The organism is Streptomyces sp. SP17BM10, from assembly GCF_036322405.1.
In the GTDB taxonomy this organism is placed as follows: domain Bacteria; phylum Actinomycetota; class Actinomycetes; order Streptomycetales; family Streptomycetaceae; genus Kitasatospora.
On record NZ_JAQYXB010000684.1, the window covers coordinates 308,665 to 328,554 of the forward strand.

Sequence of the window (19,890 nt, forward strand, 5' to 3'; positions counted from 1 at the left end):
GCCCGGGGCAGCCACCGGCCCCACCCACGCCCTGCCCCATCCCGCCACCCCCCAACCACATCCGCCCCGGCCCCTGCGGAGAACCCCAACGGCCGGGCGCACAACGGCTGGAGGGCGTGGCCGAGGCAGGGCCGGCGGAGAGAGCACGCAGTCGCCCTGGACACGGCGGACCGCCCGCCGGTCAGCGGGCACGACGGCGCCCTCGGGCCGGCAGGGGAGCCGGTCGAGGCCCGTAGGGCAAACAGCGTCGCGTCACCGCAGGCCCCACTCGGTGGCCAGGAGGACGCCTTGGGGCGGCTGGGGCTCGTGCCCGTGGGCGGGCACGGGCTGACGGGCGCGCGGCCTTGAGGCAGCGGCTGCCGACCCAGGCTCGCGGCACCGTCGACGCTGTGGTGCCGCCCCCCGTTTCCCCCTCCCGCGCGGCCTGCGGGACCGTGCCCGCGGGGCGGTCAGTGGCAGCCGCAGGTGGCGAGGCGGGCCGCGACGCGGTCCAGGGCGGCGCGGGCGGCGTCCGCGTCGGCGTCGGTGCGGGCCATGACGGCGAAGGCGAGGAGGCGGCCGTCCGCGTCGACGACCGTCCCGGCGAGGGTGTTGACGCCGCTCAGGGTGCCGGTCTTGGCGTGGACCAGGCCGGCCGCGTCGGCGGCGCCCGAACCGGAGCCGTAGCGCTTGCCGAGGGTGCCGCTGAAGCCGGCGATCGGGAGGCCGGTGATGACCGGGCGCAGGCCGGGGTGCTGGTCGGAGGCGGCCAGGGTGAGGAGCTGGACCAGGACGGCCGGCGGGATCGCGTTGCCGCGGTGCAGGCCGCTGCCGTCGTTGAGGGTCACGTTCGTCGTCGTCACGCCGAGCCGGCCGAGCTCCTGCTTCACCGCGGTCGCGGCGCCCTCGAAGCTGGCGGGCTGGTGGGCGGCGATGGCCACCTGGCGGGCGATCGCCTCGGCGATGGTGTTGTCCGAGGTGGTGAGGAGCCGTTCGACGAGCCGGGCGATCGTCGGCGAGTCGACCCGGCCGAGGACGGGGGCGGTGGCCGCGGCCGGGGTGGGGGCGGGCTTGGCCTTGCCCTCGACGGTGATGCCCTGGGCCTTGAGCAGGGCCGCGAAGGCGTCGGCGGCCGCGCCGGCCGGGTCGGCGACGCGCGCCGGCGCGTCCTCGCGGCTCTTCGGGTCGGCCTTGCCCTCGTCGACCATCAGCGGGACGACGAGCGGGATGTTCTCCGCGTCGTAGTTGTCGTGCCGCGTGCTGCCCGCGTACATCGACAGGTCGTAGTCCAGCCGGACCGTCGTCGTGCCGGTCTCCTTCAGGGCGGCGGCGGTCTGCCGGGCCAGCGCGTCGAGCGAGGCGGGGGCGGTGTCGGCGTCCGCGGGCCGGCCGGCGATCTGCACCTGGTCGGCGGGCAGCGCGGTGAGCGTCGGGTCGCCGCCGCCCACGAGGGTGATCGCGCCGGGGTCGGCGCCCTTGACCACCCGGGTGGTGAGCCGGGTGTCGCCGGGGATCAGCGAGAGGGCCGCGACCGTGGTGGCGAGCTTGGTGGTGGAGGCCGGTGTGGCCGGGGTGTTCTCGCCGGAGCCGTAGAGCAGGCGGCCGTCGGCGGCGTCCCCGACGGCGACGGTGACCGTGCCGAGGCCGCGGTCCGCGAGGGCGGCGGCGAGCGCCTGCTGGAGGCCCTGCGCGGTGGGCGGCGAGGTCTTGTCCCGGCCGGGCTCGACGGCGGCCAGGACGGCGCCCGGCGCCGGGGCCGGGCGGGCGAGCGGGGACGCGCTGCCACCGGGAGCGGGGGCGCCGCCCTTGCCGGTCGGCTCGGCTGTGCCCTGGCTGCCCGGGTCGCCGGAGCGCTTGCCCTTGCCGTGGCCGTTCTTGCCCTGGTCGCCCTGCCCCTGGTCGCCCTGGTTGCCCTGACCGCCCTGGTCGCCCTGGCCCCCTTGTCCGCCCTGGCCGCGGCCGCCGTCCCCGTGCCCGGCACTGTGCCCGCCCGGCGTCGGCGACGGCTGCGCGTACGCGCCCCCGCCCGACGCCAGCACCGTCCCGGTGACGAGCAGCGCCACCCCGAACCGTCCCGCGGCCGTCCCCCTGCGGCGGCGCCCCGCCCCGACCCCTGCTCCCACCGACCGGCCCCTTTCCCGAGCACTCTCTCCCGTAGGAGACACTTGGATTCTGTCAGTCCCTACCTTGGAGGAACCGTTGGAGTTCGACGTCCTTATCGAAATCCCGAAGGGCTCTCGTAACAAGTACGAGGTCGACCACGAGACCGGCCGTCTGCGGCTCGACCGGATGCTCTTCACCTCGACCCGCTACCCGGCCGACTACGGCTACGTCGAGGGCACGCTCGGCGAGGACGGCGACCCGCTGGACGCGCTGGTGATCCTGGACGAGCCGACCTTCCCCGGCTGCCTGATCAAGTGCCGCGCGATCGGCATGTTCCAGATGACCGACGAGGCCGGCGGCGACGACAAGCTGCTGTGCGTCCCGGCGACCGACCCGCGCTGGGAGCACCTGCGGGACATCCACCACGTGTCGGAGTTCGACCGCCTGGAGATCCAGCACTTCTTCGAGGTCTACAAGGACCTGGAGCCCGGCAAGTCCGTCGAGGGCGCCAACTGGGTCGGCCGCGCCGAGGCCGAGGCCGAGGTCACCGCTTCGATCAAGCGTCTGGCGGACCAGGGCGGCCACTGAGCCGTCGTTCCGATCTCGATCGAGACCGGTTCGAGGTAGTTCGAGATAGGTCGAGGTGGGTCGGGACAGCCCGGGGCCGGGGTTCGCGGAGTCATCCGCGGGCCCCGGCCCTTGCCGTGTCCGGGGCCCTGACGCATCGTGGTTTACCGACGGCCTGTCGGCAAGATGGCGACTTAGGTTAGGCTAACCATAACTGCCGGGCCCGAATCCGATCCCTGGAGGCCGCATGCCCACGCCCGAGCCCGTCCCGTTCTCCACCGTGCTCCGCACCGCCAGCAGCGAGGAGCACGAGGCCGCGGAGCAGTCCTCGTTCATGAGCCACCTGCTCGGCGGGCGGCTCGGGGTCGAGGCCTACGCGGACCTCACCGGCCAGCTCTGGTTCGTCTACCGGGCGCTGGAGGGCCGCGCGGAGCAACTCGCGGAGCACCCGCTGGCCGGGCCGTTCATCGACCGGGCGCTGCTGCGCACCGCCGCCATCGAGCGCGACCTGGCGCACCTGCGCGGACCGCACTGGCAGGACGGGCTGGAGCCGCTGCCGGCCACCGCCGCGTACGTGGCGCGGGTGGACGAGCTGGCCGCCGAGTGGCCGGCCGGGTACCTCGCCCACCACTACACCCGCTATCTGGGCGACCTCTCGGGCGGTCAGATCATCCGCGGCGTGGCGGAGAGGACCTGGGGCTTCGAGCGCAAGGGTGACGGCGTCCGGTTCTACGTGTTCGAGGAGGTCGAGAACCCGGCGGCCTTCAAGCGCGAGTACCGGGCCAAGCTGGACGCGGCCGGGCTGGCGATGGACGAGATGGAGCGTCGACGGGTGGTCGAGGAGTGCAAGCGCGCCTTCGTCCTCAACGGCGCGATCTTCCACGACCTGGACGCGCGCTACCCGCTCGCCTCGTAACCGGACTCGTGCTCAACCCGACGGCCTCGGTGGGAAGTTACCCACCGGGGCCGTCGCGCATCCCGGGGTGCGTCAGGACCGCGCGGTCCGCCGGGCGCGGACGAAGGCGGTGGCGCCGCCGCCGACGAGCAGGAGACCGGCGGCGGTGGCCAGCAGCGGGGCCACCGGGGCGCCGGAGCCGGTCGCGGCGAGCACGCCGCCGGCCGGGCCGCCGAGGCCGGAGGTCGTCAGCGAGGCGCCGACGCCCGAGCCCGAAGCCTGGCCGCCGGCGGCGGAGTCGGCGCCGCCGGAGCTCATACCGGCCGGAGTCGCGGCGGGGATCCGGGCGTTCTTGTCGAAGGCCAGCGTGGCGCCGACCGGGTCCAGGGCCGTCCCCTCCGGGTAGGTGCCGAACACCGGCACGCCCTCGGCGGTGAGCGTCGCCGGCACGGCGGAGAGCGTCACCACGCCGTTGACCGGCGTCAGGGCGGACTCGGGCACGTCGAGCCTGGCGATCCGGGCGCCGGTCAGCGAAGTCGCCTTGCCGTCCTGGGACCTGCCGTTCACGTCGGCGGTCAGGAAGGCGCCGTCGCGGTCGATCGTCAGGCCGAGCTTGGACAGTGTGGTGTCGAGGGCGTAGCCGTCCTTGCCGGGGTGGGCGAGGAAGCGGACGGAGCCGGCGAAGCCCGCCGAGAGCGTGTGGTCGGCCGTGTCGTAGCCGCCGGTCGCGCCGCCGAAGCGGTAGCCCGCGGCGCCGCCGCCGAACTCGACCTTGCCGGCCGCCATCGGGCTCGCGAGGTACGTGCGGAAGCTGTCCTTGACCGACCAGTCCAGGGTCCCGTTCACGACCGGGAGCCGCCCGGCGGGCGCGGCGGTGCCGGTCGGCGTGGCGGTTGCGGCCGTCGTGGCGGTGGGGGCCGTCGTGGCGGTGGGGGCCGGGGAGCCGGTGGCGCTGGGCGACTGCGTCGCGGACGGGGAGCCGGTGACGGTCGGGGAGGCAGTCGCGGTCGGCGGGGCGGTGGGCGACGGCGGGGCGGTGGGCTGCCCGGTGGGCGGGGCGGTCGCGGAGGACGTGCCCGTGGCGGTCGGGGACGGCTTGGCCGGGGCCTGCTTCAGCAGCAGCGACAGCGGGTCCATCTCCGTCCCCGCCCGGTAGAAGCCGGCGAACGCCTCGGCGCCCTGCTCGGTCAGCTTGGCCGCGGCCGGGGAGCCGTCGGTGGTGTCCCGCCCGACGGTGAACGTCACCAGCGGCACGTCCTCCCGCCGGGTGATCTCGGTGGCGCCCATCGACTCCTTGGAGGCGGTGTCGGCGGTGAGCGTGCCCGTCGTCCCCGAGGTGGTGATCCGCAGGTCGCTGAGCGCGACGTCCAACGCGCCGTGGTGCGCGGTGAAGCGCACGCCACCGGTGAAGGACGAGCTCAGCGAGTGCGTCGTCAGGTCGTACGCGGCGCCGCCGAAGCCGAAGTGGAAGCTCCCGTCGGCGTTGGCGGTCGCCCCGCCGGTCAGCTCGATCGCGCCGCCCTGGGAGGCCGGGCCGGTGACGTAGGCGCGGAAGCTGCTCTTCACGCCCCAGTCCAGCGCGCCGGAGTCGTACGTGACGCTGCCGGGGCCGCCCGCGCCGAAGGCGAGCGCGGGGGCGCCGAGGGCGGTCAGGCCGAGGCCGGTGGTGACGGCGGCCAGGGCCGCCAGCCGGGTGCGGTTGCAGGACATGGTGGTGAACTCCGTTCGGGGGGACGGTGGACGGGAGAGGCCAGGAGGGTGGGGTGTCAGGCGGCCCGGCGGCGCCGCAGGAGCACCCCGCCGGTCGCCGCGAGCGCGGCCACCAGCACCGCACCGCCGGCCACCGCGGCCACCGGCACGCCGTCAGAGGAGGACGACGCGGCGACGGGCGCGGCGGACGGGGTCGCGGAGGCGCTCGGTGCAGCGACCGGGGCACTGCCGAGATCCGGCAGCGGGGGCAGCGCGGCGGCCGGGTCGAGGGCGACGGCGAAGCTCAGCGGGTCCATCTCGGTGCCGGCCGGGTAGAGGCCGCCGAAGGCCTTGGCGCCCGTCTCCGTGAGCTTGAGCGGCAGTTCGACGGCCTTCAGCAGACCGCCCTCGGGCTTGAGGCCGGTCGGGTCGAAAACGGCCAGTTCGGCGCCGGTGAGCTGCTGGCGGGCGCCGTCCGGCGTGCGGCCGGACACGTCGGCGAGGAGGTGGCCGCGGCCGTCGGCCACGGTGACGCCGGGGTTGGCGAGCGTGAGGTCGAGGCCGTCGGTCCCGCCCGCCCGCAGGCCGGTGAAGCGGACCGTGCCGGTGAAGGAGGCGGTGAGCGCGCCGGTGGCGGGGTCGTACGCGCCCTTGGCCGGGCTCCAGCGGTAGAACGCCCCGCCGTCGGCGGCGCCGGCACCGAGCTCCCAACGGCCCTGGGCGATGGCGCCGGTGACGTAGTCGCGGAAGGTGCGGCGCACGCCCCAGTCGAGGGCGCCGTCGGCGAACTCGGTGCGGGCGGGCACCTGCGCGGTGGCTGTCGGCGCGGCCGTGGGCCCGGCGGTCGGCACCGGCGTCGGCGCGCCGCTCGGCGAGGGCGCCGCGGACGTCGCCCGCGCGGCCGGGAGGGTGACCGACAGGGTGACGGGATCGAGGGCCGTCCCGGCGGCGTAGAAGCCGGCGAAGGCCTTCGCCCCGGCGTCGGTCAGGGTCGCCGGCACGTTGCCGAGCGTCAGGGTCCCGGCCGCGCCGCGCAGGTCGACGCCGGCCAGCGACAGGTCGGCGACCCTGGCCTGGCTGGCGCTGCTCACCTCGCCGGTCTCCCGGGACTTGCTGCTGACGTCGGCGTAGAGCCCGGCCGCGCCGCCCTGGACGGCCCGGAAGGTGACCCGCCCGAGGCTCAGGTCGAGCGTGTCGGCGCCGTTCTCCCGGTGCCCGGTGAACCGGACGCCGCCGGAGAATGCCGCGGTCAGCGCGCCGGTCGCGGGGTCGTACGTGCCGTTCGCGGAGTGGAACCGGAAGCCGCTGCCGCCGACCGTGGCCGCGCCACCCGTCAGCGCCCAACTCCCCTTGGCGATGGGCCCGGTGACGTACGCCAGGAAGGACTGTTTGATGCCCCAGTCGAGCCGCCCGCCGGAGACCGGGCCCTCCGCGGCCGCCGCCGACCCCGGCGACAGGCCCCCTGCCGCCAGGGCGGCGAGGACGGCCGACAGGGCGACGGTCGGACGACGGAGCCGGCGGGAGACAGGCACGGCGGATCACTCCTGGCGCGACAGCGGAAACGGACGGGGACACGGCGAGCGGAGGGTGCGGCACGGCGCCGACCCTCTTGCGAAACTGAGGTAAGGCTAACCTAATATAAGAGTCAAGAGTCCCGCCGCCCGCCGCTCCCCGCCGGACCGGCGCGGGCGGCAACTCCCAGCGGAAGGAAGCATGTTGAGCAGCAGTACGATCCGATCCCGGCCCGCCCGGAGGCCCGCCCTCCTGCTGCTCCTCCTCGGCCTGCTGCTCGCGCCCACCGCCTGCGGCCCCGGCGCGGGCCCGGCCGGCAGCGCCGCCACCCGCACCCCCGACGCCGTCGAACCGCTGCCCGGCGCACCCGCCCCGCAGCTCCCGGCCACCGTGGCGTCCGCCGACGGCCACCAGGTCACCGTGACCAGCGCCGACCGGATCATCCCGCTCAACGGCAGCCTCGCCGAGCTCGTCTTCAGCCTCGGCCTCGGGCCCAGGGTCGTCGCCCGGGACGTCTCCACGACGTTCCGGCAGGCCGCCGAGCTGCCGGTGATCACCCAGGCCCACGACGTCTCCGCCGAGGGCGTGCTGTCGCTACACCCCACCGTCGTCCTCGCCGACCGCTCGACCGGCCCGGCCGAGGCCGTCGCCCAGATCCGCGCGGCCGGCGTCCCGCTGGTCGTCCTGGACGACGCCAAGCAGCTCGCCGACGTCGGACCGCGCATCGACACCGTCGCCGCCGCGCTCGGGATCCCGGACGCCGGACGGCAGTTGAAGGAGCGCACCGAGCAGCGGACCGGCGAGGCCAGGGCCGCGCTGCCGGCCACCCACCGGCACCCCAGGGTCGCCTTCCTCTACCTGCGCGGCAGCGCCTCCGTCTACCTGCTCGGCGGCCCCGCCTCCGGTGCCACCTCGCTGATCGAGGCGGTCGGCGGCGAGGACGCGGGCAAGGCCGCCGGACTCACCGGCGACTTCACCCCGCTCACCAGCGAGGCCCTGGTCAAGGCCGCGCCGGACGCGATCCTGGTGATGAGCAAGGGCCTGGACTCCGTCGGCGGCGTCGACGGCCTGCTCAAGCTGCCCGGCGTCGCGCAGACCCCGGCCGGACTCGACCGCCGGGTCGTCTCCGTCGAGGACGGACAGCTACTCAGCTACGGCCCGCGCACGCCGCAGGTGCTGCGCGAGATCGCCGCCCAGCTCTACCCGGCGGGCGCCGAGTGAGCACCGCCGTACGGGAGAAGGGCGCCCCGGGGACGCCCGCCGCGCTCCCCCGCCCGCGCAGCCGCACCGCGCTCGTCACCGCGGCGCTCGCCGCCGCCCTCGTGCTGTGCGCCCTGCTCGCGGCCGGGACCGGTGCCTACCGCATCCCGCTGGGCGACATCCTCGCCTCCGCCGCCCACCGGACCGGCCTCGGCGGCCACGCCCTCGACCGCGTCCCCGAGTCGGTGCTGTGGAACGTCCGGCTGCCCCGCGTCGTGCTCGCCCTGCTGGTCGGCGGCTCGCTGGGCTGCGCGGGCGCGCTGATGCAGGGCGTGTTCGGCAACCCGCTCGCCGAGCCCGCCGTCATCGGCGTCTCCTCCGGCGGCGCGGTCGGCGCGGTGGCCTGCATCGTGCTCGGCCTGGACGTCCTCGGCACCTGGACGGTCACCGCGTTCGCCTTCGCCAGCGGCCTGCTGACGGTCCTCGCGGTGTACGCGCTGGCCCGCAGCGGCGGGCGCACCGAAGTGGTCACGCTGATCCTCACCGGCGTCGCGGTGAACGCCTTCTGCGGCGCGCTGATCGGACTGTTCCTGTTCACCGCCGACTCCGCCGCGATCAGCCAGGTCACCTTCTGGCAGCTCGGCTCGCTCTCGCAGGCCACGTGGGGCAAGGTCCTCGCCGTCCTGCCGTTCGCCGTCGTCGGCCTGGCCGTCGCCCCGCTGTACGCGCGCCGGCTGGACCTGCTCGCCCTCGGCGAGCGCCCGGCCCGGCACCTCGGGGTGGACGTCGAACGGATGCGGCTCGTGCTGATCACCGTCGTCGCACTGCTCACGGCCGCGGCGGTCGCGGTCAGCGGCATCATCGGCTTCGTCGGGCTGGTCGTCCCGCACCTGCTGCGGATGGTCGCCGGGCCCGGCCACCGGTTCCTGCTGCCCGCCTCCGCACTCGGCGGCGCGCTGGTGCTGGTCGTCGCCGACCTCGCGGCGCGCACCCTCGCCGAGCCGGCCGAACTGCCGCTCGGCGTGCTCACCGCGCTGATCGGCAGTCCGTTCTTCTTCTGGCTGCTGCGCCGGACCCGCACCAAGCAGGGAGGCTGGGCATGAGGCTGCGGACGAACCGCGAAGTGCCGGCACGACCGCGGCCCGGCACCGAGCTGCTGGCGGCCGAGGACGTCCGACTGGCCGTCGGCGGGCGCGAGGTGCTGGCCGGCGCGTCGGTCCGGGTGGCCGCCGGCGAGGTGGTCGCGCTGCTCGGCCCGAACGGCGCCGGCAAGTCCACGCTGCTGTCCGTCCTCGCCGGGGACGTCGCTCCGGACGCCGGCGAGGTCCTCCTCCACGGCCGCGCCCTCGGCGGCTACGGCGCCGCCGAACTCGCCCGGCACCGCGCGCTGCTGCCCCAGGCGGCGGCGCTGTCCTTCCCGTTCCGGTCCGGCGAGGTGGTCCGGATGGGCCGCGCGCCGTGGGCCGGGACGGCGGCCGCCGCCGAGGACGGGGCGGTGGTCGCCGAGGCCATGGCGGCCACCGAGTCCAGCGCGTTCGCCGAGCGCCCGTTCACCGTCCTCTCCGGCGGCGAACGGGCCCGGGTGGCGCTCGCCCGGGTGCTCGCCCAGCGCACGCCGGTGCTGCTCCTGGACGAGCCGACGGCCGCCCTCGACCTGCGCCACCAGGAACTCGTGCTGCGGGTCGCCCGGGCCCGCGCCGCCGCCGGGGACGGCGTGGTCGTCGTCCTGCACGACCTCTCGCTGGCGGCGGCCTACGCGGACCGCGTGGTGCTGCTGACCGGCGGCGCGACGGTGGCCGACGGGCCCGTCGGCGAGGTGCTGCGCGCCCCGCTGCTCAGCGAGGTGTACGGGCACCCCGTCGAGGTGCTGGCGCACCCGCGCACGGGCGTGCCGCTGGTGCTGCCCGAGCGGTAGCGGTCAGTCCTCCAGGCGGAAGCCGATCTTCATCCCGACCTGGAAGTGCTTGACCTGCCCGTCCTCCAGGTGCCCCCGGACCTGCGTCACCTCGAACCAGTCGAGGTTGCGCAGCGTCCGGGAGGCCCGCTCCACGCCGTTGCGGATGGCGGCGTCGACGCTCTCGGTCGAGGACCCGACGATCTCGGTCACCCGGTACACGTGTTCGCTCATGGCTCGGCTCCCTCAGCTGTGCGACGGCCCCCGGTCCACCGTGCACCGCCCCCGCCCGGCCCGCACGCCGACCGCCGCCGCGAGCGTCAGGGCACGCTCCTGAGGCACGCCCTAGAACGCCGCCCGCACCTGTCCGACGGGCACGCCACCGCCCAGCAGCGGGGCGGCGCCGATGCGCTCGACGGTCTCGTCCGCGCCCGTCACCCCCAGCCGGCGCAGCGCCGCCGCCAGGACCGGCCCGCGGGCCCGCTCGGCGCCGTCGTCGATCTTGAAGGCGAGGGCCCGCCCGTCCGGCAGTGCCACCACCTGGACGGATTCGGCGCCCATCTTGGACAGCGCGCCCGGGACGGCCCGCATCAGCCAGGTGTCGGCCCGGCGGGTGCCGGCCACGTACTCGGGGTGGGCGCGCATCGCGTCGGCGACGCGGCGCTGCGGGGTGCCCTCGGCGGCGAGCACGAGCGCCCGGTAGCCGCGGGCCAGGCCGGTCAGCGAGACGGCCAGCAGGGGCGCCCCGCAGCCGTCCACGCCCGCGTGGACGACGCCCTCGCCGGTGGCCTCCTCCAGGGCCTCGCGGGCCAGTAGCTGGATGGGGTGGGCCGGGTCGAGGTAACCCTCGGTGTCCCAGCCGTTGGCGACGCACGCGGCCAGCCAGCCGGCGTGCTTGCCGGAGCAGTCCATCAGGATCGGGGCGCGCTCGCCGCCGGAGCGCAGCAGCAACTCGGCCTCGGTCTCGTCGAGGGGCAGGTCGGCCGGGGTACGCAGGGCGGACTCGTCCAGTCCGGCGGAGGCCAGGATCGTCCGCACGCCCGCACGGTGAAACGTTTCTGCGGAGTGGCTGGAGGCGGCCAGCGCCAGCAGTTCGCCCTCGATCCCCAGCCCGGCCCGCAGCGTGGCCACCGCCTGGAACGGCTTGGCGGTCGACCGGGGGAACACCGGTGCGCCCGGGTCGCCGAGCGCGAACTCGACCGAGCCGTCGGCGGCGAGCAGCACCAGCGAGCCGTGGTGCCGCCCCTCGGTGAAGCCCGAGCGTATGACCTCGGCGAGAACGGTCGGGGTGGCGGACTGGGACATGACGGAGCCTTCCGGGGCAGGGATGGACCGGGGGCGAGCCGCGCCCCACCCGCCCATGGTGCCTCACCCGGTCAGAGGGAGCCGCCCGCGAGCAGGTCGTCGACCCGTGCTTCCCCGTCACGGTACCTGCGGGTGATCTCGGCGTTGCAACCGTCCGCGGTGCGCAGCAGCCGCTGCCGCCGCCCGGAGACCTCCTGCTCGTGCGCCCGCAGCCGCTCCAGCGCCGCGAGCAGGTCCTCGGCCGGGTGCGCGGCGAGGTCGGCGAGCTGGACGTCGCCCATCAGCGCGTCCGCCTCCAGCTGCGACTCGTACCCCCGCGGCGGCCCGAGCGTGACGTGCCGGGCCGAGCGCCGCACCGTGGAGGGCGCATCGGTGAGGATGGCCGGCAGCCGGTCCAGCAAGTCGCCCGGCGGCCCGTCGGCGGCGGCGCCCGCCCCCGCCGCGCGCGACCGGCCGCCGGGGCGGCGGTCCAGCTCGGCGCGCAGGATGTCCATCCGACCGTGCAGCAGCCGCCGCAGGTAGGAGAGGTCGGCCTCCTGTTCCAGGGTCTCCCGGCGCAGGATCCGCAGCTGGTTCAGGCCCAGCCGCTCCAGGTCGGGCTCGTCGTCCCCGGCCACCCGCCCGGACCGGTCCTGCGCCGCGCTGCTCGCGTCCATCACCCAACCACCTGCCGTCGTCCGTTCCCGCCCGCTCGCGGCACCCCGTCCCTGCCGCCCGTCCGGCCCGTCCCCCGACGGACCGTGCGCGTCACGTCCGTTGGCACGCCCGGACACCCCCGAAGGGTTCCGGTCCCCGGCGGACACCACCCGCCGGGGCGACACCGCCAGAACGCCTGACCTACCGGCTCGACCGCCCGGCCGAACCCGGGCCCGGTGCGGCGGACCTCCTGACGCCCCGGGCCGTATGTACGGTGCCCCAGCGTGCCACCCCGCCCGGCGCGGGCGCACCGCCCGTGCACCCGAACGGCCCCCTGGCGAACGAGGGTGGCTGATACGACGAGGCCTTTCCGCAGGGAGAACGGCGCCCGACCCAGCGCAGGCGTGCGCAACCCAGCGCGCGCCACCCAGGTACGCGCCCTGCCGGTGCCCGCCGATCCCCCTCCTGGGTGACCCCGGGGCTCCGGCACAATGGCCGCATGCGAGCAGTGGTGCAACGGGTGAGCGAAGCCAGGGTGACGGTGGCCGGCGAGACCGTCGGCGCGATCGAGGGGCCCGGGCTCTGCGTCCTGGTGGGCGTCACCCACGACGACACGCCCGCCAAGGCCGCCCAGCTGGCGCGCAAGCTGTGGACGCTGCGCCTGCTGCCGGCCGACGCGGACGGCGTCGAGCAGTCCTGCTCCGACCTCGCCGCCCCGCTCCTGGTGATCAGCCAGTTCACCCTCTACGGCGACGCCCGCAAGGGCCGCCGCCCCACCTGGAACGCCGCCGCCCCCGGCCCGGTCGCCGAGCCGCTGGTGGACGAGGTCGTCGCCCGGCTGCGCGCGCTCGGCGCCAAGGTCGAGACGGGCCGGTTCGGCGCCGACATGCGGGTGGCGCTGGTGAACGACGGCCCGTTCACCGTCGTCGTCGAGGTCTGAGCCCGCCGGGCGCCGTCACTGCGGGACGATCACGTCCTGCGTGCCCGGCACCGTCCCGGCCAGCAGCACCGCGTCCACCGGCACGTTCCGCTTGACGATCGCCAGCGCGATCGGCCCCAGTTCGTGGTGGCGCGCCGAGGACGTGACGAAGCCGAGCGCCCGCCCGTCCGGGTCGGACGCGAGCCGCACCTCGGTGCCGTGCGGGGGCAGCGTCTCCTCGGTGCCGTCCAGGTGCAGGAAGACCAGCCGGCGGGGCGGGCGGCCCAGGTTGTGCACCCGGGCGACGGTCTCCTGCCCGCGGTAGCAGCCCTTCTGCAGGTGGACGGCGCTGCGCAGCCAGTCCACCTCGTGCGGGATGGTCCGGTGGTCGGTCTCGAAGCCGAGCCGCGGCCGGTGGCCCTCGATCCGCAGCGCCTCGTACGCCCACACGCCGGCCGCGGGACCGTACCCGGCGGTGAGCTTCTCCAGCTCGGCGCGCGGCACGAACAGGTCGCGCCCGTAAGGCAGTTCGCGCACGGCGGCGACGCCCTCCACGGAGCCGGCGGAGCCCGCGGGCAGGTGCACGACGGCGTAGTCGGCGGTCGCGTCGGCGACCTCGACCCGGTAGAAGAACTTCATGCTCTCCAGGTAGGCGACCAGCGCGCCCTGGGTGCCCGGCTCGACGTGGGCCCACGTGGTGGTGCCGTCGTCGACGAGGTAGAGCGCGTGCTCGACGTGCCCGTTCGGGGAGAGCACCAGCGCCTCGGTGGCCTCCTGCGGCGGCAGCGCGCTGACGTGCTGGGTGAGCAGGAGGTGCAGCCAGGACAGCCGGTCGGCGCCGGTGACGGTGATCACGCCGCGGTGCGAGAGGTCCACGAAGCCGTCGCCCCGCGCGAGGTGGCGTTGCTCCCGGAAGATGTCGCCGTAGTGGGCGGCGACGCCCTCGTCGGCCCCCTCGGCGGGGACGGCTCCGGGCAGGGCAAGCAGCGGGCTCTTCACACCGGTCATACCGGTCAGCTTACGACTGGGCGTCCGCGAGCTTGGCGGTGCAGTCGGCGCAGCGCCCGAAGATGGCGAAGTGCTTGAGGTCGGTGTCGAACCCGTGGCGCGCGCGCAGGCTCTCGATGAGCGGCTCGGCGATCTCGGTGTCCGTCTCGGTGACCTGGTCGCAGTCCCGGCAGACCAGGTGCAGGTGGTGGTGGCGTCCGGCCAGGTGGTACGTCGGGGCGCCGTGGCCCAGGTGCGCGTGCGAGACCAGGCCGAGCTCCTCCAGCAGCTCCAGCGTGCGGTAGATGGTGGAGATGTTGATGCCGCTGGCAGTCTGCCGCACGTGGTTCAGGATCTCGTCCGGGGTGGCGTGGTCGAGCGAGTCGACGGCCTCCAGGACGAGCTGGCGCTGGGGCGTCAGCCGGTAGCCGCGTTCCCGCAGGTCGGCCTTCCAGTCTCCGGAGAGCTGGTAGTCGGTGGTGCCGCTGTCCGCCACGATGCTGTCCCTGCCACGGTCGGGGTCCTTGGAACAAGTGTAGGGACCGGCCGGGGGCCGGTCCCTACGTCCAGCGCGGGCGGTGACCATCCGCGCGGTGCCTGCCGCAGAACCCTGCTGGAGGCCTACTTGCTGGAGGCCTACTTGAAGAAGGCGATGCCGTCGTCCGGCAGGTCGTTGATGTCCTTGATCAGCTGAGCCGGGCTGAGCACCTTCTTGAGCTGCGCGGACATGTACGGCCGCAGCGGCACGTTCGGGGCTGCCTTCTCGCCGACCCAGAGCAGCTCACCGTTCACGAAGCCGTAGAGCCGCTTGCCGCCCGAGTACTCCGGGGAGCCCTCGATCCGGGCGACCGCGTCGGTCGAGACGTCGACCTGCGGCTTGCCGTCGGCCAGCTCGCCGTACCAGATCTCCACGGTGCCGTCGTCGCGGACGGAGGAGATCTCGATCCCGCGCGCACCGGAGGTGCCGTCGTGGTTGCTGGTGATGCGCCAGAACGCGTGCTCGTTCTCCAGCGGGCGGACCTTCTCGCCCTCCTCGTTCAGCACCCAGGTGCGGGAGCGGAACTCCAGGAAGGGGCGGCCGTCGTGCCGGATCACGATCTCCTGGCCGAAGTTGCACTTCTCCGTGCCCGGGAAGTCGTACACGCCCGCGCCCTCCCAGGTGCCGAGGAGGAAGGCGAGCGGGACGACGTCCTTGTGGAGGTCAGAGGGGATCTCGATCATGTTCCTGGTCGCTGTCGTCGGTGTGGGGCTGCTTCAACCGTACGGCAGGCTCAGCGCTGGCCCTGGTACAGCTTCATCACCGAGAAGATGGCGAACCAGGTGATCAGCACGGCCATGAGGGCCAGCAGACCGTCGAAGAACATTTCCAGACCGGACACGGGGGGCTCCCAGGCGGCGACAGTGTGGTGGATTTTGCTGGCGCTCACTCTATCCGCCGGGCATCGGCCGGTCGCGGTGAGCCCCACCACGTCGCGGGTTCCGGGAGCCGCCGAAGGTTTCCCCGCGTGATCCGGGGATTCCGGGAACCGGACGTTCCGGGCGCTCTAAGGTGGCGCCATGTCGAAGAAGCTCGTCATCAAGGTCACCGCCGGCTCCGACGCCCCGGAGCGGTGCTCGCAGGCGTTCACGGTGGCGGCCGTGGCCGTCGCCAGCGGCATCGAGGTCTCGCTCTGGCTGACCGGGGAGTCCTCCTGGTTCGCCCTGCCGGGGCGGGCGGCGGAGTTCGAGCTGCCGCACTCGGCGCCGCTGCCCGACCTGCTGGAGTCGATCATGGCGGGCGGCACGGTGACGCTGTGCACCCAGTGCGCGGTGCGGCGCGGGATCGAGCAGAAGGACACCGTCGACGGCGTCCGGATCGCGGGCGCGCAGGTCTTCGTCAGCGAGATCATGAGCGACGGCGTCCAGGCGCTCGTGTACTAGCCGCGCCCGGGGCGCCCTCCGGGGTGTCCCGTCAAGGGGTGTCCCGTCAAGGGGTGTCCCGCCGTTCGTGGTCGGGGTGGTCCCGGTCGTGGCCGGGCTCGTCCCAGTGCGGGTCGTCCCAGCGGGGGTCGTTCCACCAGTCGTCGTCGGGGTCGCGCTTGTTGGCGAACACCGCCGCGGCCGGCGGGATGACCATCGCGACCACGCACAGCGCGATCGCGGCGGGCACCGAGAAGAACCGCACCACGCCCCAGGCGAGGACGAACATGCCGAGGCAGCCGCCCATCATGGCGAAGTAGTAGCGGCGCCGCCGGCTTGCCTGCACCTCTCCACGGTACGACCGAGGGCCCCGCCGTGGCAGGGCCCTCGTCGTCCGTCGTCCGCCGCCTGGCGCGGAGGGCGGGGGATCAGACCGCGATCGCGACCTCGACGGCGGTGCCCTGGGAGGCCACCACCTGACGGTCCACGGTCTGCCCCGGCACCAGCGCGCGCAGGGTCCACGTGCCCGGGCGGGCGAAGAACCGGAACTGGCCGGTCGCCGAGGTGGGCACCTCGGCCGTGAACTCTCCGCCCTCGTCCAGCAGCCGGACGTAGCCGTTGACCGGCTCACCGTCGCGGGTCACCGAACCCTGGATGATCGTCTCGTTCGCCACGTCAACTCCTGCCAGGTCCGGGCCGCCGGCCTTCGCACCGCACATGTCTGTCTCCTTCTGACTTACGGGTCGAGCCGGGGGCTCAGTTGCTGCCGAGCTCGATCGGCACGCCGACGAGGCTGCCGTACTCGGTCCACGAACCGTCGTAGTTCTTCACGTTCTCCTGGCCGAGCAGCTCGTGCAGGACGAACCAGGTGAGCGCGGAGCGCTCGCCGATGCGGCAGTAGGCGATGGTGTCCTTCGCCAGGTCGATGCCCTCGGCCTCGTACAGGGCCTTGAGCTCGTCGTCGCTCTTGAAGGTGCCGTCGTCGTTGGCGTTCTTGGCCCACGGGATGTTGCGGGCGCTCGGCACGTGGCCGGGGCGCTGCGACTGCTCCTGCGGGAGGTGGGCCGGGGCGAGCAGCTTGCCGGAGAACTCGTCGGGCGAGCGCACGTCGACCAGGTTCAGGGTGCCGATGGCGGCGATCACGTCGTCGCGGAAGGCGCGGATCGACGAGTCGGCGGCCTGCGCCGTGTACTCGGTCGCGGCGCGGGCCGGCACCTCGGAGACGAGGTCGCGGGAGTCCAGCTCCCACTTCTTGCGGCCGCCGTCCAGCAGGCGGACGTCACCGTGGCCGTACAGCTTGAAGTACCAGTAGGCGTACGAGGCGAACCAGTTGTTGTTGCCGCCGTACAGGACGACGGTGTCGTCGTTGGCGATGCCCTTGGCGCTGAGCAGCGCCTCGAAGCCGGCCCGGTCGATGAAGTCGCGGCGGACCGGGTCCTGGAGGTCCTTCTTCCAGTCGATCCGGACGGCGTTGCGGATGTGGTTCTTGTCGTACGCGGAGGTGTCCTCGTCGACCTCGACGATGACGACCTTCGGGTCGTCCAGGTGGGCCTGGACCCAGTCGGCGTCGACCAGGACGTCGCTGCGGCTCATGGTGGTGTTCTCCATCCGGGGGCGGTTGGCGGAAGGTGCTGCTCAGCGGGGTGCTGCGGGGACGCTCAGCCTGCTCCGGTCCGAAAGTCCGTCCGGATGATGGGACGGAGGAGGATGTCCGGGACGGCCGGGCGGTGAATCGCGTAGTGCGTCGGCGGAGGTCGGCCGAGGCGGCCGGACGAGATCGCCGGAGGATCGGCGGCGGGCGACAACTGCCCTGCCAGGATGCCGAGTTAGCGCATTCGACACAGACAGGCGGCCACGCGGCACAGGTCGACCGCCCGCCGCTTCGTGAGATCCGTCTGTCGCTTCATGTCGACGATGCTAGGGACACCGACGGCCCGCTGTCATCAGCGTATCGAATATCGAGACCGGATCGACCGGATGGCGAGATTTGACCCTTTCGAGCTCCCCGGCCCGTGAGCTACGGCCCACGGCGACCGTCCGGGGGCCGGAAACGACACCGCCCCGCGGTCGGCGCTGGACAGCGCGTCTCGCGGAGCGGAACGACGTCGATCGGGCTCACCCGATCCAGTGAGCGGTCACCCGAGGAGCTTGACGCCCTTCCCGTCGAAGTTCAGCTGCAGGCCGTCCTCGGTCGGCGTCACGCCGTCCTTGTCGGCCAGCTTCAGCCCGGCCGGCAGTGAGTCGAGGGTGAAGCTCACCGGATCGATCTTCTGGCCGGTCACCCCGGCGAACATCCCGGCCAGCCCGCTGAGCTGGAAGCCGTCCGCGGTGACGGTGTTCCCCTCGCTGTGCACCGAGCCGGTGCCCACCGGCAGCGGGCCCAGCGAGGCCTTCACCTTGCCGGGGCCGCCGTAGGACAGGCTCAGCCGGGTGTTGGAGCCCACCGGGAGCTTGCCGCCGCCCGGCATCAGCTGCGCGGCCGGCGGCAGCAGCTGGGCGAGGTCCGCATAGGTGATCAGGCCGCTGCCGGTGCCGCTGTCCACGGTCGCGGAGTTCAGGCTGTCACTCACCCGGACGCCCGACAGCCGGGCCTTGAAGCCGTGCAGCGCCACCTGGTGGCCGCCGTCGTTGATCATCAGGTTGTCCGCCGAGATGCTGACGTCGTCCAGGTCCTTGGACAGCACCTGGGTGAGGAACGGGAAGCCCCCGATCGAGACGTCCGGACGCTGGCTCATCCGGCCGCTGCTCACCATCCGGTCCGCGGCCTCGTCCTCGGCCACGCCGACCGCGATCCGGTCGGCGCCCAGCAGCAGCCCGGAGAGCACCACCAGGCCTATCGTCGCCTTCAGCCATCCGCGCATCGCACTCCCCCGTCGTCGCCGGTCGCCGTCGTTCGCCGCCTCGCGGCGGCGGCCCGCACCGGGGCCGCCGCACGACCGTACGACGTCCGGCCCCGGAACCCGGTTCCGGGGCCGGACGTCGTACGGGAGCGGGCGGGGTCAGGCCAGGAGCCCGGTCGCCAGCCAGATCAGCGGCGCGGCCACGGCCAGCGGCAGCGCCACGCCCGCCGTCATGTGCACGAACCGGGACGGCCAGTCGTACGACGCGACCCGGCGGCCCACCAACGCCCCCACGCCCGCCAGGGCGCCGAGCGCGAGCGGCGCGCCCACCAGGAGGCCCAGCAGCACCGCGGCCACCAGACCCAGCACCGGGCCCAGCACCTTCGGCCCGGGCAGCGGCGCCGCGGCCAGCAGGGTCGCCAGCGCGACCGCGCCCACCCCCGCCGGGACCCAGTCGGCCACCAGCAGCGCCGTGCAGAGCGCCGTCACCACGGTGGCCGAGCCGAGCACGGTCAGGGCGTAGAACCGCTCCTTCGGGTCCGACGGGCGGAACGTCTGCAGCACCAGGACCAGCAGGAAGAAGCCGCCGAGGGTGCCGACGACGGCCGCGATGCCGCCGTCCCGGCTCGCCAGCAGCACCGCCACGTCCGCGGTGAAGCCCGCCAGCGCGGCCAGGGCGATGCCCTGCCGTGCCGGCCACATCCCGTTCAGGCGGAACCAGCCGGCCGCCGTCAGCACCTGGAGCAGCGCGACCACGAGGGCCAGCGCCACCTGGCCGAGCGCGGCGCCACCGGCCAGCAGGGCGGCGACGGCCGCAGTGATCAGCGCGGGCTGGATGCCCGGCTCGATGATCGGCGAGCCGGTGCGGTGGGCGCTCGGCGCGGCGGGCGCGGTCGGCGTGACGGCGGGCGCCGCCGGCATTCCGGGCATCGCGGGCATCCCGGGCTGCGGCGGGACGGCCGGGTACGGGGCCGTGCCGGGGGCCGCGGGCCGCTTGAGCGTCATGGTCGGCTGGTCCAGGCCGGGCGCGTAGGCCGGGGCCTGCGCCCGGGGTGCGGGAGCCGGGGCGGGCGCAGCGTGCCGGGGCCGGGCCTGCGGCTGGCCGTACGGCTGCGCCATGGGCTGGGGCTGCGGCGGCGGCGCGACGGGCATGGCGCCGGAGACGACCACCGGCGGCAGCAACGTCGTGGCCGCGGCGTCGTCCAGGGGCGGTACCGGGGGCAGCAGCGTCGTTGCCGCGTCATCCATCGCGGGGACGGGCGGCAGCAGTGCCATCGCCGCGTCGTCCGTCGGCGGCGGCACCGGCTGCCCGTACCCCGGGTGCCCGTACTGCTGCCGGTAGTCGTGCTGCGGGTGCGGCTGCTGGGGATGCGGCTGCTGCGGGTGGCCCTGGTGCGGCTGGTGGGGCTGCTGCCAGCCCCGGTAGCCGCCGCCGTCGTTCGCGTCGTTCGTATCCGTCACGCCG

Annotated in this window: 22 protein-coding genes; 7 read left to right on the forward strand and 15 right to left on the reverse strand. The window is 74.7% G+C overall.

Going from position 1 to position 19,890, the window contains the following annotated elements:
• Nucleotides 1–449: 449 nt before the first annotated feature.
• Nucleotides 450–2,042, reverse strand: a complete 1,593-nt coding sequence (dacB, locus tag PUR71_RS40520; RefSeq protein ID WP_329932310.1) for a D-alanyl-D-alanine carboxypeptidase/D-alanyl-D-alanine endopeptidase — start codon at nt 2,040–2,042, stop codon at nt 450–452.
• A 136-nt stretch (nt 2,043–2,178) separates the two neighbouring features.
• Between dacB and PUR71_RS40525 the strand changes: the two genes are divergently transcribed.
• Together PUR71_RS40525 and PUR71_RS40530 are read left to right on the forward strand one after the other, a co-directional pair.
• Nucleotides 2,179–2,670, forward strand: a complete 492-nt coding sequence (locus tag PUR71_RS40525) for an inorganic diphosphatase (RefSeq protein ID WP_329932372.1) — start codon at nt 2,179–2,181, stop codon at nt 2,668–2,670.
• A 226-nt stretch (nt 2,671–2,896) separates the two neighbouring features.
• Nucleotides 2,897–3,565 carry a biliverdin-producing heme oxygenase gene (locus PUR71_RS40530; protein WP_329932311.1) on the forward strand — a complete coding sequence of 223 codons (669 nt, stop codon included), beginning with the start codon at nt 2,897–2,899 and terminating at the stop codon, nt 3,563–3,565.
• A gap of 72 nt (nt 3,566–3,637) precedes the next feature.
• On the opposite strand, the gene PUR71_RS40535 is transcribed toward PUR71_RS40530, so the two are convergent.
• Together PUR71_RS40535 and PUR71_RS40540 are read right to left on the reverse strand one after the other, a co-directional pair.
• Nucleotides 3,638–5,254 (reverse strand): HtaA domain-containing protein, encoded by a 1,617-nt coding sequence (locus tag PUR71_RS40535; RefSeq protein WP_329932312.1) that lies wholly within the window; start codon nt 5,252–5,254, stop codon nt 3,638–3,640.
• 56 nt (nt 5,255–5,310) lie between these two features.
• The gene (locus tag PUR71_RS40540) at nt 5,311–6,765 is read right to left on the reverse strand and encodes an HtaA domain-containing protein (RefSeq protein ID WP_329932313.1); all 1,455 of its coding nucleotides are present in this window, start codon (nt 6,763–6,765) and stop codon (nt 5,311–5,313) included.
• Between the two features lie 181 nt (nt 6,766–6,946).
• On the opposite strand from PUR71_RS40540, the gene PUR71_RS40545 reads away from it, so the two are divergent.
• From PUR71_RS40545 to PUR71_RS40555, 3 genes are read left to right on the forward strand one after another with little or no spacing between them, the layout of a single operon-like run.
• On the forward strand, nt 6,947–7,966 hold the full coding sequence (locus tag PUR71_RS40545; RefSeq protein WP_443077756.1) for a heme/hemin ABC transporter substrate-binding protein: 1,020 nt from the start codon (nt 6,947–6,949) through the stop codon (nt 7,964–7,966).
• A complete protein-coding gene (locus PUR71_RS40550) occupies nt 7,963–9,048 on the forward strand; it encodes a FecCD family ABC transporter permease (RefSeq protein ID WP_329932314.1) in 1,086 nt (361 codons plus the stop codon). The genes PUR71_RS40545 and PUR71_RS40550 overlap by 4 nt, the downstream gene beginning before the upstream one ends.
• Nucleotides 9,045–9,860, forward strand: coding sequence for a heme ABC transporter ATP-binding protein (locus PUR71_RS40555; RefSeq protein WP_329932315.1), 816 nt, complete (start codon nt 9,045–9,047; stop codon nt 9,858–9,860). The genes PUR71_RS40550 and PUR71_RS40555 overlap by 4 nt, the downstream gene beginning before the upstream one ends.
• A gap of 3 nt (nt 9,861–9,863) precedes the next feature.
• On the opposite strand, the gene PUR71_RS40560 is transcribed toward PUR71_RS40555, so the two are convergent.
• The 3 genes from PUR71_RS40560 to PUR71_RS40570 all read right to left on the reverse strand — a co-directional run bounded on the left by PUR71_RS40560 (nt 9,864) and on the right by PUR71_RS40570 (nt 11,800).
• Nucleotides 9,864–10,073 carry a dodecin gene (locus PUR71_RS40560; protein WP_329932316.1) on the reverse strand — a complete coding sequence of 70 codons (210 nt, stop codon included), beginning with the start codon at nt 10,071–10,073 and terminating at the stop codon, nt 9,864–9,866.
• Nucleotides 10,074–10,184: 111 nt separating this feature from the next.
• Nucleotides 10,185–11,144, reverse strand: a complete 960-nt coding sequence (locus PUR71_RS40565) for an asparaginase (protein ID WP_329932317.1) — start codon at nt 11,142–11,144, stop codon at nt 10,185–10,187.
• Nucleotides 11,145–11,215: 71 nt separating this feature from the next.
• On the reverse strand, nt 11,216–11,800 hold the full coding sequence (locus PUR71_RS40570; RefSeq protein ID WP_329932318.1) for an RsiG family protein: 585 nt from the start codon (nt 11,798–11,800) through the stop codon (nt 11,216–11,218).
• A 479-nt stretch (nt 11,801–12,279) separates the two neighbouring features.
• Here PUR71_RS40570 and dtd point away from each other — a divergent pair, with 479 nt between their 5' ends.
• Nucleotides 12,280–12,720, forward strand: a complete 441-nt coding sequence (gene dtd / locus PUR71_RS40575) for a D-aminoacyl-tRNA deacylase (RefSeq protein WP_329932319.1) — start codon at nt 12,280–12,282, stop codon at nt 12,718–12,720.
• Between the two features lie 15 nt (nt 12,721–12,735).
• On the opposite strand, the gene ygfZ is transcribed toward dtd, so the two are convergent.
• The 3 genes from ygfZ to PUR71_RS40590 form a co-directional block, all read right to left on the reverse strand.
• Nucleotides 12,736–13,698 (reverse strand): CAF17-like 4Fe-4S cluster assembly/insertion protein YgfZ, encoded by a 963-nt coding sequence (gene ygfZ, locus PUR71_RS40580; RefSeq protein ID WP_443077763.1) that lies wholly within the window; start codon nt 13,696–13,698, stop codon nt 12,736–12,738.
• Between the two features lie 19 nt (nt 13,699–13,717).
• A complete protein-coding gene (locus PUR71_RS40585) occupies nt 13,718–14,182 on the reverse strand; it encodes a Fur family transcriptional regulator (RefSeq protein WP_329932321.1) in 465 nt (154 codons plus the stop codon).
• 140 nt (nt 14,183–14,322) lie between these two features.
• The gene (locus tag PUR71_RS40590; RefSeq protein WP_329932322.1) at nt 14,323–14,907 is read right to left on the reverse strand and encodes an FABP family protein; all 585 of its coding nucleotides are present in this window, start codon (nt 14,905–14,907) and stop codon (nt 14,323–14,325) included.
• Between the two features lie 336 nt (nt 14,908–15,243).
• On the opposite strand from PUR71_RS40590, the gene PUR71_RS40595 reads away from it, so the two are divergent.
• The gene (locus tag PUR71_RS40595) at nt 15,244–15,606 is read left to right on the forward strand and encodes a DsrE family protein (protein WP_329932323.1); all 363 of its coding nucleotides are present in this window, start codon (nt 15,244–15,246) and stop codon (nt 15,604–15,606) included.
• Nucleotides 15,607–15,652: 46 nt separating this feature from the next.
• On the opposite strand, the gene PUR71_RS40600 is transcribed toward PUR71_RS40595, so the two are convergent.
• From PUR71_RS40600 to PUR71_RS40620, 6 genes are all read right to left on the reverse strand, one after another.
• The gene (locus tag PUR71_RS40600; RefSeq protein ID WP_329932324.1) at nt 15,653–15,931 is read right to left on the reverse strand and encodes a DUF3099 domain-containing protein; all 279 of its coding nucleotides are present in this window, start codon (nt 15,929–15,931) and stop codon (nt 15,653–15,655) included.
• 82 nt (nt 15,932–16,013) lie between these two features.
• On the reverse strand, nt 16,014–16,304 hold the full coding sequence (locus PUR71_RS40605) for a DUF1416 domain-containing protein (RefSeq protein ID WP_329932325.1): 291 nt from the start codon (nt 16,302–16,304) through the stop codon (nt 16,014–16,016).
• A 37-nt stretch (nt 16,305–16,341) separates the two neighbouring features.
• Nucleotides 16,342–17,178, reverse strand: coding sequence for a sulfurtransferase (locus tag PUR71_RS40610; protein ID WP_329932326.1), 837 nt, complete (start codon nt 17,176–17,178; stop codon nt 16,342–16,344).
• A gap of 233 nt (nt 17,179–17,411) precedes the next feature.
• On the reverse strand, nt 17,412–17,492 hold the full coding sequence (locus tag PUR71_RS41440) for an Ms5788A family Cys-rich leader peptide (protein WP_350517234.1): 81 nt from the start codon (nt 17,490–17,492) through the stop codon (nt 17,412–17,414).
• Between the two features lie 228 nt (nt 17,493–17,720).
• Nucleotides 17,721–18,446: an LmeA family phospholipid-binding protein gene (locus PUR71_RS40615; protein ID WP_329932327.1), complete on the reverse strand. Its 726-nt coding sequence runs from the start codon at nt 18,444–18,446 to the stop codon at nt 17,721–17,723.
• Between the two features lie 138 nt (nt 18,447–18,584).
• The gene (locus PUR71_RS40620) at nt 18,585–19,886 is read right to left on the reverse strand and encodes a hypothetical protein (protein WP_329932328.1); all 1,302 of its coding nucleotides are present in this window, start codon (nt 19,884–19,886) and stop codon (nt 18,585–18,587) included.
• Nucleotides 19,887–19,890: the final 4 nt, after the last annotated feature.